General features: G+C 60.1%; 16 protein-coding genes and 1 riboswitch. Of the genes, 3 read left to right on the forward strand and 13 right to left on the reverse strand.

What is annotated here, in order from left to right:
• Window positions 1-67 precede the first annotated feature (67 nt).
• From WKS99_RS05225 to WKS99_RS05265, 9 genes are all read right to left on the reverse strand, one after another.
• Window positions 68-1,240 carry a phosphoribosylaminoimidazolecarboxamide formyltransferase gene (locus WKS99_RS05225; protein WP_240288282.1) on the reverse strand — a complete coding sequence of 391 codons (1,173 nt, stop codon included), beginning with the start codon at window positions 1,238-1,240 and terminating at the stop codon, window positions 68-70.
• Window positions 1,241-1,267: 27 nt separating this feature from the next.
• Complete coding sequence (locus WKS99_RS05230) at window positions 1,268-1,975, reverse strand: IMP cyclohydrolase (RefSeq protein ID WP_147571576.1); 708 nt, start codon at window positions 1,973-1,975, stop codon at window positions 1,268-1,270.
• Between the two features lie 46 nt (window positions 1,976-2,021).
• A riboswitch (ZMP/ZTP riboswitch) is annotated at window positions 2,022-2,103 on the reverse strand.
• 34 nt (window positions 2,104-2,137) lie between these two features.
• A complete protein-coding gene (gene purN, locus WKS99_RS05235; RefSeq protein WP_240288280.1) occupies window positions 2,138-2,794 on the reverse strand; it encodes a phosphoribosylglycinamide formyltransferase in 657 nt (218 codons plus the stop codon).
• On the reverse strand, window positions 2,791-3,837 hold the full coding sequence (purM, locus tag WKS99_RS05240) for a phosphoribosylformylglycinamidine cyclo-ligase (protein ID WP_340405456.1): 1,047 nt from the start codon (window positions 3,835-3,837) through the stop codon (window positions 2,791-2,793). Before purM ends, purN begins: the two co-directional genes overlap by 4 nt.
• A gap of 136 nt (window positions 3,838-3,973) precedes the next feature.
• Window positions 3,974-5,398 carry an amidophosphoribosyltransferase gene (locus tag WKS99_RS05245; protein ID WP_147571569.1) on the reverse strand — a complete coding sequence of 475 codons (1,425 nt, stop codon included), beginning with the start codon at window positions 5,396-5,398 and terminating at the stop codon, window positions 3,974-3,976.
• Between the two features lie 158 nt (window positions 5,399-5,556).
• Complete coding sequence (locus tag WKS99_RS05250) at window positions 5,557-6,243, reverse strand: phosphoribosylaminoimidazolesuccinocarboxamide synthase (RefSeq protein WP_147571707.1); 687 nt, start codon at window positions 6,241-6,243, stop codon at window positions 5,557-5,559.
• Window positions 6,215-6,700: a hypothetical protein gene (locus WKS99_RS05255; protein ID WP_340405457.1), complete on the reverse strand. Its 486-nt coding sequence runs from the start codon at window positions 6,698-6,700 to the stop codon at window positions 6,215-6,217. The genes WKS99_RS05250 and WKS99_RS05255 overlap by 29 nt, the downstream gene beginning before the upstream one ends.
• Before the next feature lie 30 nt (window positions 6,701-6,730).
• Window positions 6,731-7,228, reverse strand: a complete 498-nt coding sequence (purE, locus tag WKS99_RS05260; RefSeq protein WP_340405458.1) for a 5-(carboxyamino)imidazole ribonucleotide mutase — start codon at window positions 7,226-7,228, stop codon at window positions 6,731-6,733.
• A gap of 268 nt (window positions 7,229-7,496) precedes the next feature.
• Complete coding sequence (locus WKS99_RS05265; protein ID WP_240288274.1) at window positions 7,497-8,588, reverse strand: glycosyltransferase family protein; 1,092 nt, start codon at window positions 8,586-8,588, stop codon at window positions 7,497-7,499.
• Window positions 8,589-8,744: 156 nt separating this feature from the next.
• On the opposite strand from WKS99_RS05265, the gene WKS99_RS05270 reads away from it, so the two are divergent.
• Both WKS99_RS05270 and WKS99_RS05275 read left to right on the forward strand, forming a co-directional pair.
• Window positions 8,745-9,305 carry a phosphatase PAP2 family protein gene (locus tag WKS99_RS05270; protein WP_340405459.1) on the forward strand — a complete coding sequence of 187 codons (561 nt, stop codon included), beginning with the start codon at window positions 8,745-8,747 and terminating at the stop codon, window positions 9,303-9,305.
• Between the two features lies 1 nt (window position 9,306).
• Window positions 9,307-10,161 carry an aminotransferase class IV gene (locus WKS99_RS05275; protein ID WP_186851921.1) on the forward strand — a complete coding sequence of 285 codons (855 nt, stop codon included), beginning with the start codon at window positions 9,307-9,309 and terminating at the stop codon, window positions 10,159-10,161.
• Between the two features lie 65 nt (window positions 10,162-10,226).
• Here the strand turns inward: WKS99_RS05275 and WKS99_RS05280 are convergent, their stop codons facing one another.
• The 4 genes from WKS99_RS05280 to WKS99_RS05295 all read right to left on the reverse strand — a co-directional run bounded on the left by WKS99_RS05280 (window position 10,227) and on the right by WKS99_RS05295 (window position 14,408).
• Entirely contained in the window at window positions 10,227-11,309 is a 1,083-nt protein-coding gene (locus tag WKS99_RS05280; protein ID WP_186851922.1) for an acyltransferase family protein, read from the reverse strand.
• Window positions 11,310-11,676: 367 nt separating this feature from the next.
• Window positions 11,677-13,158, reverse strand: coding sequence for a stalk domain-containing protein (locus WKS99_RS05285; RefSeq protein ID WP_340405460.1), 1,482 nt, complete (start codon window positions 13,156-13,158; stop codon window positions 11,677-11,679).
• The gene (locus tag WKS99_RS05290; RefSeq protein WP_186851924.1) at window positions 13,139-13,699 is read right to left on the reverse strand and encodes an RNA polymerase sigma factor; all 561 of its coding nucleotides are present in this window, start codon (window positions 13,697-13,699) and stop codon (window positions 13,139-13,141) included. Before WKS99_RS05290 ends, WKS99_RS05285 begins: the two co-directional genes overlap by 20 nt.
• 139 nt (window positions 13,700-13,838) lie before the next feature.
• Complete coding sequence (locus tag WKS99_RS05295; protein ID WP_147571706.1) at window positions 13,839-14,408, reverse strand: uracil-DNA glycosylase; 570 nt, start codon at window positions 14,406-14,408, stop codon at window positions 13,839-13,841.
• A gap of 302 nt (window positions 14,409-14,710) precedes the next feature.
• Here WKS99_RS05295 and WKS99_RS05300 point away from each other — a divergent pair, with 302 nt between their 5' ends.
• Complete coding sequence (locus WKS99_RS05300; protein WP_147571553.1) at window positions 14,711-16,252, forward strand: 4Fe-4S dicluster domain-containing protein; 1,542 nt, start codon at window positions 14,711-14,713, stop codon at window positions 16,250-16,252.
• Window positions 16,253-16,384: the final 132 nt, after the last annotated feature.

Consider the following 16,384-nt stretch of genomic DNA (forward strand, 5'->3'; position numbering starts at 1 on the left):
GTATCGGCGGCGGACCCCTTAAGAACCGCCGCCGTATCCAGAGGGGCAAAGCCCCCACTGAAAGTGCTTAATGGTGGAACAGTCTGATTCCGGTAAATGCCATGACCATGCCGTACTTGTCCGCCGTGGCGATGACCTGATCGTCCCGGATGGAACCGCCGGGCTGGGCAATGTACTGCACGCCGGACTTCCTGGCCCGCTCCACGTTGTCCCCGAAGGGGAAGAAGGCGTCGGAGCCCACGGTGACGCCGGACATCTGGGCGATCCAATCTTTCTTTTCCTGCTCTGTCAACACATCGGGCTTCACTTTGAAGGTGTTCTGCCACACGCCTTCGGCCAGCACGTCGTCGTGCTCGTCGGAGATATAGATGTCGATGGCGTTATCCCGGTCAGGGCGGCGGATGTGGTCTACGAACTGCAGCCCCAAAACCTTGGGGTGCTGACGCAGCCACCAGATATCCGCCTTGTTGCCCGCCAGACGGGTGCAGTGGATGCGGCTCTGCTGGCCGGCACCTACACCGATGGTCATGCCATCCTTGACATAGCACACGGAGTTGGACTGGGTGTACTTCAAAGTGATGAGGGACAGGAGCATATCGTTTTTGGCCTGCTGGGACAGCTCCTTGTTTGCGGTGACCAGGTTAGAGAGCATCTCCTCGCTGATATCCAGGTCGTTATAGCCCTGCTCAAAGGTGATACCGAAAATGTTGCGGCGCTCAATAGGGGCGGGCTGGTACTCCGGGTCGATCTGAACCACATTATAGCTGCCCTTGCGTTTCATTTTCAGGATCTCCAGGGCTTCATCAGTATAGCCGGGGGCGATGACGCCGTCGGACACCTCGGCGGCCAGGAAGCGGGCGGTGTCTCCGTCACACACATCAGACAGGGCGGCCCAGTCCCCGAAGGAGCACAGCCGGTCGGCACCTCGGGCCCGGATATAGGCGCAGGCGATAGGGGACAGGTCCCCTTCTGGAGCGAAATAGATGTGCCGCTCGGTATCGGACAGGGGCAGGCCCAGGGCGGCTCCGGCGGGAGAGACGTGCTTGAAGGAGGCGGCGGCGGGCAGGCCGGTGGCTTTCTTCAGAGCCTTCACCAACTGCCAGGAGTTGAGAGCATCCATAAAGTTGATATAGCCCGGCTTGCCATTGAGCACCTTGAGGGGCAGATCGCCCTGCTCCATAAAGATGCGGGCGGGCTTCTGGTTGGGGTTGCAGCCGTATTTCAGTTCCAGTTCATTCATGTGAGCGTACTTCCTTTCTGGCGGTGTTCAGCCATGCTTGTTGATGATGACGGTCTCCCTGGCGCCGCTGGCCAGGTCGATGTACTGGACGAACAGGGATACTTTATTGTCGTGGTTCAGGTTGGCCCAGAGCTCTTCCGCCCAGGTCTGAGCGTCCGGGGCCTCGATGGCCACCTTCCGGGGCTCGCCCTCGAAGGAGGGCAGAGGGTCCAGGTTCTCCTGATAGGTGTGGATGAAGTGGCCGGTGCCGGCCACAGGGGCGTCGTACTCATAGAAGTAGCGGTGGTTGCAGCTGGGATCACCGTCAGCCGACTTCAGGATGGATAGCTGATAACTGCCGTCGGCCTCCACCACACCAGAGATGCGGGGGGTGTAGTTGGGGGGATCGGGCTCAAAGCAGCGGGTGCGAAGGGCCTCGATATAGCTCTTGCCATCCAGAAGGAACCGCTGGATGGTGTCGGTCTGGTCCCCGTTAGTGACTACGGTGGCCCCGTTTACCACCCTCACAGGATGGTAGATAATGAGAGAGGGGTCCACCATCTTGCTCTCGTCAAATGCCTTGGTGCGGATGCCGTCCTCGGTTTCCTCAAAAACCCGGTTGCGGCTGTTCTCACTGCGGCCCATAATGAAATAGGCGATGGCGGCCTTGCTGTTGTCGGCGGTGCGGCCCAGGACGATGCCGCGGCCAGGATAGGGATGGTTGGAAAGGATCTCCTTCAGATCATGTGTCTTCACAGTATTCCTCCTTTGTTGTAAAAAAAGGGCGCACCAGTTCTGTGAATTGGTGCGCCCAGACGGTCGGCCTTGTATTACGCGATACTCCCCGTGGTCATTTCCACTTACCGTCAGTCATATCGCACAGTTACATTGTAGCAAAAAAGGGTAAGAAAAGCAAATTCATTCTGCGTTCCGCGTTCCGTGTTCTGGATGCTCCAAAACACGGACGGTCCGCCCCTCCACCTTTAGCCGGTCCTGACAGAACAGGGACACGGCTTGGGGGAGCAGCTGCCACTCGCACTGCTCCATGATGCGCCGCTGGAGTACCTCCGGCGTGTCGTCGGGGAGGACCTCCACCGCCTTTTGAGAGACGATGGGGCCGCCATCGCACTCCTCACTGACAAAGTGGACAGTGGCGCCGGACAGCTTGACCCCATACTCCAGGGCCTTCTCATGGACATGGAGGCCGTAGCACCCTGGGCCGGCGAAGGAAGGGATGAGGGCGGGATGGACATTGAGGATGGCGTTGGGGAAGGCGCGGACCATCTCGCCAGTCAGAATGACCATAAAGCCGGCCAATACCACCAGGTCGATATCCAATCCCTTCAGCTTGTCTACCAGGGCCGCAGTCATGGCCTGGCTGGAGGGGTAGTCCTTTCGGGCCGCCACATAGCCGGGGATGCCGGCGGCCTTGGCCCGCTCCAGGGCATAGGCGCTGGGGGTGGAGGAAATGACAGCGGTGATTCGACCGTTGATCAGCTCACCCCGCCCCTGGGCGTCGATGAGGGCCTGGAGATTGGTGCCGCCCCCGGATACCAAAACCGCGATATTTTTCATTTGACTAACTCCACACCGTCGCTGCCAGAAACCACAGAGCCGACCTGATAGGCATTCTCGCCCGCATCCGTCAGAGTGGAGAGAGCCCGCTCCGCCTGAACAGCGGGGATGGCCAGGATCATGCCCAGGCCCATGTTGAAGGTGTTGTACATATCCCGCTCCGGGATGTTTCCCTTCCGCTGGATCAGATCAAAGATGGGCAGCTTGGGGAAGGTCTTGAGATTAATGCGGGCGGTGAGGCCGTCTGTCATCATTCGGGGCACGTTCTCGTAGAACCCGCCGCCGGTAATATGACTGATGGCGTGAATATCTACTCCGGCCTTCAGCAGAGCCTTGACCGCCTTGACATAGATGCGGGTGGGGGCCAACAAAGTCTCGCCCAGGCTCCGGCCGCCCAGCTCCTCCATGGGGGAGGTCAGGTCAGTGTGCTCCACATCCAGAGCCTTGCGGACCAGAGAGAACCCGTTGGAGTGGACGCCGGTGGAGCCAAGTCCGATGAGTACGTCGCCGGTGGATAGGCGCTTGCCGTCAATGATATTTTCCTCGTCCACGATGCCCACAGAGAAGCCGGCCAGGTCATAGTCCTCGTCGGGCATGACGCCGGGGTGTTCAGCGGTCTCGCCGCCCACCAGGGCGCACTCAGACTGGCGGCAGCCCTCGGCGATGCCGGCGACGATCTCGGCAATACGGGCGGGATCATTCCGGCCACAGGCGATGTAGTCCAGGAAAAACAGGGGAGAGGCGCCGCCGCAGATGATGTCGTTGACGCACATAGCCACGCAGTCGATGCCGATGGTGTCGTGCTTGTTCAGCAGCATGGCCAGCCGCAGTTTGGTGCCCACGCCGTCGGTGCCAGACACCAGCACTGGTTTTTTCATGCCGGCCATGTCGGGGGCAAACATACCGCCGAAGCCGCCCAGAGTACCCATGACACCGGGAATATAAGTGGATTCCACCATAGGCTTGATGCGCTGAACAGCCTCATAGCCAGCGGTGACGTCTACGCCGGCGGCGGCATAGGAAGCGGAGTGGGAGTTTTTCATCTTCAGACCTCCAGATCAAATTAGAACTTAAAAGTCAGGAATTGTGGACTGCGCCCCAGACGGAACAGTGGAGTTCAGCCCGGCAGGACCGGAGCCATTCTGACTTCACATTCCGGTTGGGATGGCGTGCTGACGCCTATTCTTTGCCGCTCCAGCAGTAAGTACACACCTTGTCCCGGTCCAGACCGATGGCCTCCAGCAGGCCATCCAGAGACTGGTAGCCGAGAGAGTCAAAACCGAGCTTCTCACAGATGGCCTTGAGCATGCACTGGCCTCGTTCAGTGCGGGCGTCAGAGTACTCCTCCAGGTGGAGCTGGCCCTCGTCCCCCTCCAGCTCCTGGACCGTACGGCGGGCCAACAGGTCCATGTCCGAGTTGCCACGGGAGAAGTTGAGGTATTTGCAGCTGTACATAATGGGGGGGCAGGCGGAGCGCATATGGACCTCCTCCGCCCCGGACTCATAGAGAAATTCCACCGTTTCCCGGAGCTGGGTTCCCCGGACGATGGAGTCGTCCACGAAGAGCAGTTTCTTGCCCTCAATGAGCTCGGGTACCGGAATCTGCTTCATCTTGGCCACCTGATTCCGAACGTCCTGGTTGGTGGGCATAAAGGAACGGGGCCAGGTGGGGGTATACTTGACAAAGGGGCGGGCAAATGGCTTGCCGCTGCGGTTGGCATAGCCGATGGCGTGGGGCACGCCGGAGTCGGGCACACCGGCCACATAGTCCACCTTGGGGAGAAGACCGTGGAGAACCTCATCCCGGGCCATAATCTCGCCATTCTGATAGCGCATGACCTCCACATTTTTCCCCTCATAGTTGGAGTTGGGGTAGCCGTAGTAGGTCCACAAAAAGGCGCAGATCTTCATCTCCTCGCCGGCGGGGGACAGGGTTTCATACCCGTCAGCCGTAATACGCACGATCTCTCTCGGCCCCAGCTCATAGGCGTCGGCATAACCCAGCTTATGGTAGGCGAAGGACTCGAAGGACACACAACAGCCCTCCTGGTTCTGGCCCACCAGGACCGGCAGCCGGCCCAACTTGTCCCGGGCGGCGATGATCTCCCCCTTGTCGGTGAGGACGAGCAGGGTCATGGAGCCCTTGATTTCGTCCTGGGCGTGGAGGATACCGGACACCAGATCATCTTTCTGGTTGATGAGGGCCGCGGTCAGCTCGGTAGCGTTGACCTTGCCGGAGCTCATGGCCATAAACTGATGTCCGTGGTCGGAGAAATACTGCTGGATCAGCTCCTCGGCATTGTTGATGATGCCCACGGTGGTGATGGCGTACAGGCCTAAGTGGGATCGGACCAGCAGGGGCTGAGGATCGGTATCGCTGATGCAGCCGATGCCGCTGCAACCGTGGAAGTCAGACAGATCCTTCTCGAACTTGGTGCGGAAGGGGGTGTTCTCGATGGAGTGGATCTGGCGCTGGAATCCGTCCTGGGGGTCATGGATCAACATACCGCCCCGGCGGGTACCCAGATGGGAGTGGTAGTCCACTCCGAAAAAGATATCAAGGGTCACGTCCCGCTTGGAAACGGCCCCAAAAAAACCACCCATTTATTTGCTCCTTACTTTTTGCGTTTGTGCAGGAAAAACCAGGCAGCTCCAACCAGTCCCGCAAGGATCAGCAGCATGAAAGGCAACGCGATGGGGCTGCTGCTGATAAGAATGGCGGTGGGGCCGTCCTGCCCGCCAATGATACCGACGTCCACGATTTAGGCGAAGAACAGCTTGGACAGGGTCATGGGATCGATGTACTTGCCGTCCTTGTAGACCCGCATATTGCCGGAGGCCACCTCGTCGATGAGCATAACCTTGCCGTCCGCGTCGTAGCCGAACTCGAACTTGATGTCGTACAGGACCATGCCCTTCTCCTTCAGGTCGTCGGCCACGATCTGGGTGATCTTCTGAGTCTCCTCCTTGATGGCGTCGTACTGCTCCTCGGTCATGACACCCAGAGCGACCAGACCGTCCTTGGTGACCAGGGGATCGCCCAGGGCGTCATTCTTAAAGGTAGTTTCCACATAGGCGGGCAGGTCGGCACCCTCGGCGATGTACTCCCCATAGCGGCGGAGGAAGGAGCCCACTGCCTTGTGGCGGCAGATGACCTCCAGCCCGTGGCCAAACACCTTGGCAGGCTTGACCTCCATGGTGGTGTTCTTCAGGTCGGCGGACACATAGTGGGTGGGGATGCCGGCAGCGTTGATTTTTTCAAAGAAATAAATGGACATCCGAAGGTTCACGTCGCCCACGCCATCGATGGTCAGGCCCACAGAGTTTTCGCCGGGATCGAACACGCCGTCCTTGCCGGTGCAGTCGTCCTTGAACTTCAGCAGGTAGTTGCCGTTGTCCAGAGCAAACACGTCCTTGGTCTTACCAGTGTAAACAAGCTTCTTTTCCATGATGACATTCCTCCATGTATGAAATTGAAATGGATGCTGAGTGTATTTGGGATAAAAAATGGAACAGGCGAAAAGGAAAACGGGGATATAGACAAAAAAGGAGCACAACGAAACAAAGAGGAGGGGCGAAGCCGCCTCCACCGCCCAGAGAGGCCTCCGTCTGAAAGACGGCCCGGTAGATCTCATTCGGGGTGGGGAACAGCATTCCCCAGAGGGGGGTGGAGAGGATCCACAGGAGCAGTACCCCGCCATACCGTCCCCTCCCAAGGGGGAGATAGAGAGCGGCCATGGCCACGGCACAGACAGCCGTAAAGAGGGCGGCGAAGAAAATATCCATGCCCGCGGGGATGGACCACAGGGCGATGCAGCAGTAAAAGACCTTCTGCAGATGGGAGATCAGGGCGGACAGGGCGCCGAGAGCAGCGCCAATGAAGCAGATAGGAATCGACTTCTTCATGACGCGCCTCCACAGTGAGCGGGCTGCCTCTTACTGTCCCAGCTCGGCCTGGAGCTTCTTCTCCTTTTCGGCGATCTGGGCGGCCATGCTCTCCCTCGCCTGGTCCAGCCGGGCGGCCAGCTCGTCGTCGGAGACAGACAAAATCTGGGCGGCCAGTACAGCGGCGTTCTTAGCCCCGTTGATGGCCACAGTGGCCACAGGAATGCCGCTGGGCATCTGGACGGTGGCGAGCAGGGCGTCCAGCCCGTCCATAGCGCCCCCCTTCATGGGGATGCCGATGACCGGCAGGGTGGAGTTGCCCGCAAAGGCCCCGGCCAGGTGGGCCGCCATGCCGGCGGCACAGATGAGGACACCGAAGCCGTTTTCACGGGCGCTTTTGGCAAAGTCGGCGGCAGCGGCGGGGGTGCGGTGGGCGCTGAGGATATGGGCCTCGAAGGGGATGCCAAAGCTCTGGAGCTGCTCACAGGCTCCCTTCACCACCGGCCAGTCGGAATCCGAGCCCATGATGACAGCGACTTTTTTCATCAAAACCTCTCCTTTGTCAAAAAAGATTCAGGCTATCTGCGGGTACAGATAGCCTGATAGAATGTTAGTGTTCGGCCTTGGGCAGATTGGGGCCGTAGCCAGTGACGAACCTAGGAGAAAACACCCGGATAAAGCCCATGACTAAGCCCCCTTCCATCCATTAGGGTTCCATTTTATCGAAAAAACGCGGGCTTTGCAAGAGAGGGAATGAATTTCGTAGGCTTGTACAAGGAATTGCGAAATACGGGACAAAAAAGTTGGCATCCTCTGCTCACAGCAGGCCGGCAGTGTCCAAAATACGGGATACCGCAGCGGCTCGGAGGGACCAGGCCGCCGCCGCGCCGTAGCTCTGGCGGCGCTGAGAGACGAAGCCGGGGGCCTCCTCCAAGGCGTGCTGACAGAGGGTGAGGAACTCCCGCTCGTCATGGGCTCCGTAGACCACGTCGGGGAAGATCTCTACCTGCTCGGGCCACAGCATAGACACGATGGGCTTCCCGGTAGACAGGTACTCATACAATCGACCAGAGATCACATCGCTGTCCGGCCGGTCCTCCCGCAGCAGCTCCAACAGCACATCGCAGCGGAACAGCCAGTCGGGTACCTCATTGAGAGGGCAGGGGCCGGCCAGCGCCACGTTGGGCTGCCGCCTGAGTCGAGGAAGGAGGGGATTGTCCTCCTGCCGGCCCAGCAGCAGGAAGGTCCAGCCAGGCCGCTCCCTGGCGGCGTAAAGGATGGGGGACAGATCGAGTTCCCGGTGGATGACCCCGGCCCAGCCCAGCACCGGGCCGTGGACCTGGGGCAGAGGGTCCGACTGAATAGAGCCCCCCTCGCCGGAGAACATGGGGTAGTTGACCCCGTTGGGCAGTTGAGCGATGTTAGAGCTGCAGGGGGACAGCCGGTCGGCCAGCAGGGGGGAGGCGGCGAAGACTATGTCGGCGTTGTTGGCCAGGGCGCCCTCCCACAGTGGGGGCAGCTCCTCCCAATCCCGGTCGCAGTCGTAGACAAGCCCGTCATATTCCAGGTGGTCCAGCAGGTGGACCTGCTCTGGACTGGTGGTCCACAGCAGGGGTGATTGGAAACGGTGGCGGGCGGCCTTGTCGGCGATGAATCGGCCCAGCTTCCTCTGGTTGCGCAGGAACAGCCGGGAATACTGCTCCGACACCGGGAATAGGGTGGGGGGAAGGGTGTAGACCGTCACGTTGGGGCGCACCTTCTGCCCCTTCTGCCGAAAGCTCCGGTCCCGTCTGCCGGCAGGGGGAGCGAAATATAAGATCTGTGTGTCCCGCAGCCGGGAGAGGAGCTGCTGGGTCCGGCCCGGAGAGGTGCTCCAGGGCTCATTGGATAGACATAGGATCTGCTTCAAAGAGGAGACCTCCCGGTAAAATGACATTGACTTATGGGACCTTTTTACCTATTATAGTATGGAGAGGGAGATACCGTCAAGCGGGCGGTTTTTCCTGCCCCCCTCTGGCTGGCGGAGCCGGGGGTGGCAGGGGCTCCGTCTGGAAAGGAAACGAGAATGCTGGAAGCCTTATTGAATTTGGATGCCTCGCTGCTGCTGGCCATTCAGGACCTGCGCTTGGACTGGCTGGACCCCATCGTGGCCTTCTACACCCAGCTTGGCAACGCCGGGCTGCTGTGGATCGTACTGTCCCTTTCCATGCTGTGCTGGCGGCCTACCCGGCGGGCGGGGGGCCTGGCGCTGACAGCTATGGTGCTGGGACTGCTGGTTACCAATGTGACCATAAAGCCGCTGGTGGAGCGGACCCGCCCCTGGCTGGACCTGCCCATCCTTCCCCTGGTGGTGGAAAACGACCCCCATTCCTTCCCCTCCGGACATACCTGTGCCGCCTTTGCGGCCGGGGTGGCTTGGGCCAAGACCCTGCCCTGGCGCTGGGGACGGATCGGGGCTGTACTGCTGGCGGTCCTGATGGGGCTGTCCCGGCTGTATGTGGGAGTCCACTATCCCACGGATGTGCTGGCTGGGGCTTTGATTGGAACACTGTGCGCCTGGGTGGCGCTGAAGCTGGACGGTTACAGGACGGATCGGTTGAAAGAAAATAGGAAAGGAGCCAAGTGATATGTGGAAGAACGTCGGTTATTACAACGGAGAAATTGGCCCTCTGGAGGAGATGAAGGTGCCCATGGGGGACCGGGCCCTCTACTTCGGCGACGGCATCTATGAGGCCGCCTGTGTGGCCAACCGCGTCCCCTTCGCGCTGGAGGACCATCTGGACCGGATGTATAACAGCCTCCGGCTGCTGGAGATCCCCTTCCGGATGGAGCGGGACCAGGTGCGGGCCGAGCTGCAGAAGGTCATCGAAGCGGCGGAGGAGGCCCCCTACCACTTCTTGTACTGGCAGGTGTCCCGGGGCGTAGCCCCCAGAGGGCACGCCTTCCCTCCGGCAGAGGTGGCCCCCACTTTGCTGGCCTATGTGCGGCCCCACAGGATGAAGGACCTGAATCAGCCCTATCGGCTTATCTCCCTAGAGGATAACCGGTACAAGCTGTGTCATATCAAGACACTGAATCTGATCCCAAGCGTACTGGCCAGCCAGCGGGCGGCGGAGCGGGGATGTGACGAAGCTGTGCTCCATCGAGGCAGCCGAGTCACCGAGTGCGCCCACAGCAATATCTCCATGCTGAAGGACGGAGTGCTGCGCACCGCCCCCACAGACGAGCTCATCCTCCCCGGCATCGCCCGGAAGCATCTGATTGCCCTGGCGAAAGAGAACGGCGTCCCGGTGGTGGAGGAACCCTTCTCCATGGTGGAGCTGATGAACGCGGACGAGGCCATTGTCACCAGCTCCAGCGCCCTGTGCATGGGAGTGGAGTCCATCGACGGCATCCCTGTGGGTGGCAGGGATCGGGAACGATTCCATTTACTCCAGAGCGCCTGTATGGAGGAATTCCAGCGAGAAACCAAGGCCAGGTGAGATGGACGTTAATAAAGAGCGCGGACAGAAACCCTGTCCGCGCTCTTTTTCGTTTATGAACAAAATCAGCGGGGGTGAATCGTCTGCCGCAGCCGGTTCCAGAGCCAATAGAGAAGGAAGGAGCCCAAATAGGCGGCAACTAGACGGCCAATTAGCAGCAGAGAGAGGGAGTGGACGCCCAGCTTCTGCAGGATAGCGGTGGCGTAGGTCAGCACCAGGCAGTGGACAAAGAACACAAAGAGAGAGGCCTGGTACAGCCAGTTGAGGAACCGCCGGAGCAGAGGGCCGCAGTTCTTCAAGGCGGCGCACAGCTCCATCAGCAGGTAAATGGACAGGAGGTTGGAGAGGGGCTTCATCAGCTCCAGGTTAAAGAATACCACCCCGGCGGAAAATTCCAGATAGCACAGGCCCAGATAGGTCAGCACCACCAGCCCTGAGCCCAGGATGGCCCACAGCCGGCGGGCCGGGGCCGGGCGCTCCGGCCGGAGATAGCCGGCGTACAGACCGGCCACCCAATAGAACAGATAGGTAATGAACAGCTTGCCCTGATAGGGCGCGAACCAGGGAAGGGCCCGGGCGGCCGCGCCCTGGAGCCAGAGAGCGGCTAGCATGACCACCAGGGCGCCCGCACAGCCGGCCAGCCAGCCCACACGTCGGACCAGCTGCCGCCACAGGGGGCGCAGGAGATAGAGCTGCATGACCACCAGTACATAGTAGAACTGGGCGGACAGAGAGCCGAACCATAAATAATTTCCCAGCTCTGCCAGACTGCCCCGCACATAGCCGATGGGCAGAAAGCAGAGATAGTAGAACAAAGTCCAAAAGAGGTAGGGGAAATAGACCTTTTTGGCCCGGCGCAGGATATAGGGCCCGTAGGGGGACAGGGTGTCCCTCGCCAGCTCCAGCCCCATCTTCATCCCGCCGCTGAACAGAAAGCCGGGGACAGCACACCGGCTGAGAAGCCAGGGGACAAAGACCACCGCCCCCTGCCAGGAGGTGGGGTCGGCGTCGGTGATGCCTAGAGACATGACGTGGATCATGATGACCAGCAGGCAGCACAGGGCATTGAAGTCATCTAAAACAGGCAGGCGGGAGGGGGGACGCTCCAGCCCGACGGACGGATGAGCGGTGTTGTGCAAGGCGGACACTTCTCTCTCTCCGGCCGAAGCCGGGTGATGGACGGCGTTCTTCGCCAGAATTCGTTTTTAGTATAAGGAACTGGCAAAATAAAGTCAAGAGCGCCCCCGCCTGGATTCAGGCAGGGGCGCACAGCTTGTCGAAAAAGCCCTCCTGCAAGGAGTTCCGGCACCCGCAGGCGACGGAATAAATTTTGATTCAGTCATTTCCGACGACATGCGCGTCGGAAATGACACTTCTCGCGCAGGGTGGGCCGACTTTTCCGTAAGGAATCGAGGCCCATCCTGCGTGCGTCTTTTCTCGAAAAAGTGGCTCTGCCACTTTTTCGAAAGCCTCAGCGCCCCCGCCTGGATTCAGGCAGGGGCGCAAGCGGCAGGATCAGGGGATGATGAGCCAGGCGTCGAACTGGAAGCCCTCGGGAGAAACATCGTGGCTCCAGCATCCCAGACACCAGATGTTCCAGGCGTCCTCCAGGAGATGGTGCCCCACCAGCAGGTCGCACCCGTCCGGGACGGGGACGGCGGGGTTGGGGAGATACATCTCGTCGCCGTTTTCGTCTGTTTTGGTGGAGTAGTAGGTGGCCTCAATAGGCTGTCCGTCCACCAGGATGGTGGAACTGCCCGCTGTGGCGGTGATGGTCACCCCGCGGTACCGAGCGGTGGCGGTCTGGCTGTCCTCGTCCCAGCGGTACTCCGCTCCCAGCCTCTCGCAGAGCTGGCGGAGGGACAGATGGCCCAGGCGCAGCCCCTCCAGGTCATAGACCGGGCTGGGCGGGTCCATCAGGAAGGGCCGCAGACGGGGGTCCAGTTCCGCCTCTCTGGCGGGGGAGCCGTCCACGGGGAACTCCCACTGGTCAAAGACGATGGAATCCACCTGGGTCAGGTCCACCACCTGTTCAAACTGATGGTTCACGTCTCCCAACTGTGCCAGAGTCAGGATGGAGCCGTCCTTCATCTTCAGATAGAACAGGTCGGTGGCAACGCCCAGGTCAGTGATAGAGTCGGCGTAGGAGGACCAGTCCCCGAGGCGTTCCAACTCGTAGGAGTAGGACACTGGGGTGAGGATAAGCTCCTTCAACCGGCCCCGGAGCCCCAGAAACTCATTGGAGATGACCTCCAGGTCCGGGGTGACGCGGATGGGCTCCACCACAGAATCCATAGGCAGCCGTACGGCGTAATCCCGGCCCATAAAGGCCAGCCATACATTCAGAGGCTCCTCCAAAGGGCCGACATACTCGCCGAACTGAATGTCGATCTGCCAGGAACGGCTGGTGCCGCTGGGATTGGGGAGGTCATGGATTCCCATACTGCCCGAATGGGTGCGAAGATCGTAGGAGATCCCATCGGGGCCGGTGCTGCCGCTCTCCAGCAGCCTGCTTACCATATCCTCCCCCCAGGGCTCTCGGTGGGCCTCGGCAAAGGCCCGGTTGCTCATCAGGTCGTCGATAGCCTGCTGATTCAGCCCTTCCACAGTGAGAACAACAAAGACGTTTTGACCGTCATAGAGCATACTGTCCGCCGTCAGGCGGTAGTCCTCGTTTTCCACGCTTTTGATGGTGTCCTGTACATAGGGCTCCACCACGCTGGCGTCCCCCCGTGTGAAAAACAGGTCCAGTACCCCCATCTGGTAGGCCGCCGCCAGGGCGGCCCCCGTGGTCAGTGCCAGGGTGGCGGCCAGCAGGACCGCCCATTTCATTTTTTTCTTCATACTGTTCTGCCTTGGACCTTCCGGCGGAGCGGAAGCCGCCTCTTCCTGCTCCAGCGCCGCCTCGACACGGGAGAGGATGGCTTCCGGGTCCAGCTCGGGGTACTCCTCGGGCAGACCTAAGTCGTTCCACAGCTCATGAATGTGACTGGACACAGGGCGTCCCTCCTTTCCCACACAGGGCCTCCCGCAGCTTATGCCGTCCCCGTGCCAGCCGGGTCCGGGCAGTGGCCTGGTTCAGCCCCAGCTCTTTGGCCACCTGGTGCAGCGGCTCCTCCTCAAAGTAATAGCGCCGGAACAGAGTCCGGTCCGGCTCCTCCATGCCGTCCACCAGCCGCCGGAGCTGACTGTGGAGCTGGTTCCGCTCCGCCAGCTCTTCGGGGCCCGGCCGGCTGTCGGGAAGATGGTCTGGAATGGCGTCCGTTTCCCGCCGCCTTCTGACCCGGTCGATGGCCAGATTCCGGGCGGTCACCGCCAGCCATGGCCGGAGGGAGCGGACCGGGTCCAGCGATTCCCGGCTGCGCCACAGGGCGAGAAAGGTGTCGGAGACCACTTCCTCCAAATCCTCCCTCAGCGGCTCAGGGGCCAGGGCCCTGGCGGCTACTGCGGCCACATAATGGGTATACCGCCGGATGGTATCCTCCAGCGCGGCGCGGTCGCCCTGGGCCAGCGCCAGGACCAGACCTGTTTCGTCCAAGGAGCTTCCTCCTCTCTGTTTCAGTAGGGTGTAGACCATTCGTACGTTTGGTTCTGCTTATAGGTACGGCTGGGGGTGGGGCGGCGTTTCACAGTATCGAAAAAAATCTGCCGGCAGAGCAGCTGCCGGCAGAACAACGTCAATAGGTCCGTTCACAGATCGCCTGGATCTTGGCCTGGAGGCCCTTTAAATCCTCAAATGTTTCCGGCCGCCGCCGGGGGTCCCGGAGGATGGCCGCCGGGTGGAACAGGGCGGTCATATGGATACCGGCCTTTTCGAACCACTGGCCGTGCTCCTTTGAAATCTTAAAGTCCTCCTTGATCAGACGGATGGCGGCGACGCGCCCCAGACACACAATGATTTTGGGGCGAATCAGGGCGACCTGGTTGCGGAGATAGCCGATGCAGGCGTCCTGCTCCGAGTTGAGAGGGTCACGGTTCTGGGGCGGGCGGCATTTGACGATATTGGCGATGTATACGTTCCTCTTCCGGTCCAGGTCGATGAGCTCCAGCATATCGTCCAGCAGCTTCCCGCCCCGGCCTACGAAGGGCTCGCCCTGCAAGTCCTCGTTCTCTCCAGGGCCCTCCCCGATAAACATGACTTCCGCGTTTGGCACACCTGCCCCAAAGACCACGTTGTGCCTAGTGTCCGCCAGGGCGCATTTCTGACAGGACATACAGGCCTGTTCCAGAGGTCCCCAATCCAGCATCGCCACCGCTGATCACTCCTTTCTATATCTCAAAGCTCCTTGCTTTCAGTATAACACGATTTACCTGCCGCGCAAAGAAAAAGATTACTCCAGACCCTATAAAAACAGGATAGTTCCTGAATCAAACTCTGCAAATAAAGAGAACACATCCTAGAAAATCCCAGTCTTCACACAAAAATACAATTTTTCCTGCAAAAAACGGGAATACTTGTCAGATGAGGCATTGTCAAGCAACAGGATATTGTGGTATGATACCGATTGAAAAAGAATCTTATCTGTATCTTTCTAAGGAGGAAACTGGGATGCGAGGAGTGCATACCGTAGTCAACGACATTCGCCGCAAGGTTTTTACCGAGGTGGCGAGGATGTCCTTTGAGGGCGGCGACTATGGGGAGACGCTTAGACGCCTGCCCCATAAGATCATCCCTGGCGAGGTGGCCCGTTACCGCCAGAATATTTTGGTGGAGCGCGCCATCGTCAGCGAGCGGCTGCGCTTGGCCATCGGCCTGCCTCTGCGGGATCTGAATGAATACGCCCCTACCATCGACCATCTGGAGGACAGCGTGGTGGCGGAGAAGTACTATGAGCCCCCGCTGATCAACATTATTCCCTTTGCCTGCAACGCCTGCCCCCCAAAGCAGGTCCGGGTGAGCAATATGTGCCAGGGCTGTCTGGCTCATCCCTGTCGGGAAGTCTGTCCTAAGGATGCCATTAAGGTGGTCCAGGGTAAGAGCGTCATCGACCAGGAGAAGTGCATCAAGTGCGGCAAGTGCGTGGACCAGTGCCCCTATAACGCCATTATCAAGTTTGAGCGGCCTTGCGCCGAGGCCTGCGGCATGGATGCCATTAGCTCTGACGAGCTGGGCCGGGCCAAGATCGACTATGACAAGTGCGTATCCTGCGGAATGTGTCTGGTCAACTGCCCCTTCGGCGCCATCGCGGACAAGAGCCAGATCTTCCAGATGATCCAGGCCATCAAGCGGGGGGATCGAGTCGTCGCCGCTGTGGCCCCCGCCTTCGTCACCCAGTTCGGTGAGAATGTGTCCGCCGCCCAGATGCGGGAGGCTATGCTCCAGGTGGGCTTTGCCGATGTGCGGGAGGTGGCGGTGGGCGCCGACCTGTGCACCATCGAGGAGGCCAAGGACTTTTTGGAGAAGGTGCCGGACGAGCTCCCCTTCCTGGCCACCTCCTGCTGTCCCTCCTGGTCTGTGATGGCTAAAAAGCTGTACCCCCAGTTCAAGGACAACATCTCCATGGCCCTGACGCCCATGGTGCTTACGGCCCGGCTCATCAAAAAGGAGGACCCCGAGGCCCGTGTGGTATTCATTGGCCCCTGCGCCGCTAAGAAGCTGGAGGCCTCCCGGCGTACCATCCGAAGCTATGTGGACTTCGTCCTCACCTTTGAGGAGATGCAGGGCGTGTTCGACGCTAAGGGCGTGGACCCCAGCAAGATGCCCGGCGATCCCGAGAACGACTTTATGCGAGCCACTGGCGCTGGCCGTGGCTTCGCGGTGACGGGGGGAGTGGCCGCCGCGGTCAAGGCTGCCATCAAGGAGCTGGACCCCGAAAGAGAGGTTCTGGTGGAGCACGCCGATGGTCTGCGGGAGTGCCGGAAGATGTTGGCAATGGCTAAGGCCGGCAAGTATAATGGCTATCTATTGGAAGGGATGGGCTGTCCCGGCGGCTGTGTGGCCGGCGCGGGAACCATCACTCCGGTGAAGAAGAGCACCACCGCTGTGGCCGCCTATATGCAGACATCCTGTAGCCAGAGCGCGCTAGAGTCCCCCGTAGCCCAGCGATTGGAGGAGCTGGAGAGGCTGGAGGATGAGGCTGAAGTCAACTGAACCCCTGTTTGTCGGAGATGACAATGGATCCGCCCGCGCCCGTTCCGGGTGCGGACGGACTTTTTTGTCAGAAAAGAAAAACGAGCACAACATATTGCGATGGAAAGAAGAGAGTAGCACAAGATATCAATG

This window comes from Flintibacter sp. HCN-6482 (assembly GCF_037892565.1).
Taxonomy (GTDB): domain Bacteria; phylum Bacillota; class Clostridia; order Oscillospirales; family Oscillospiraceae; genus Lawsonibacter; species Lawsonibacter aceti.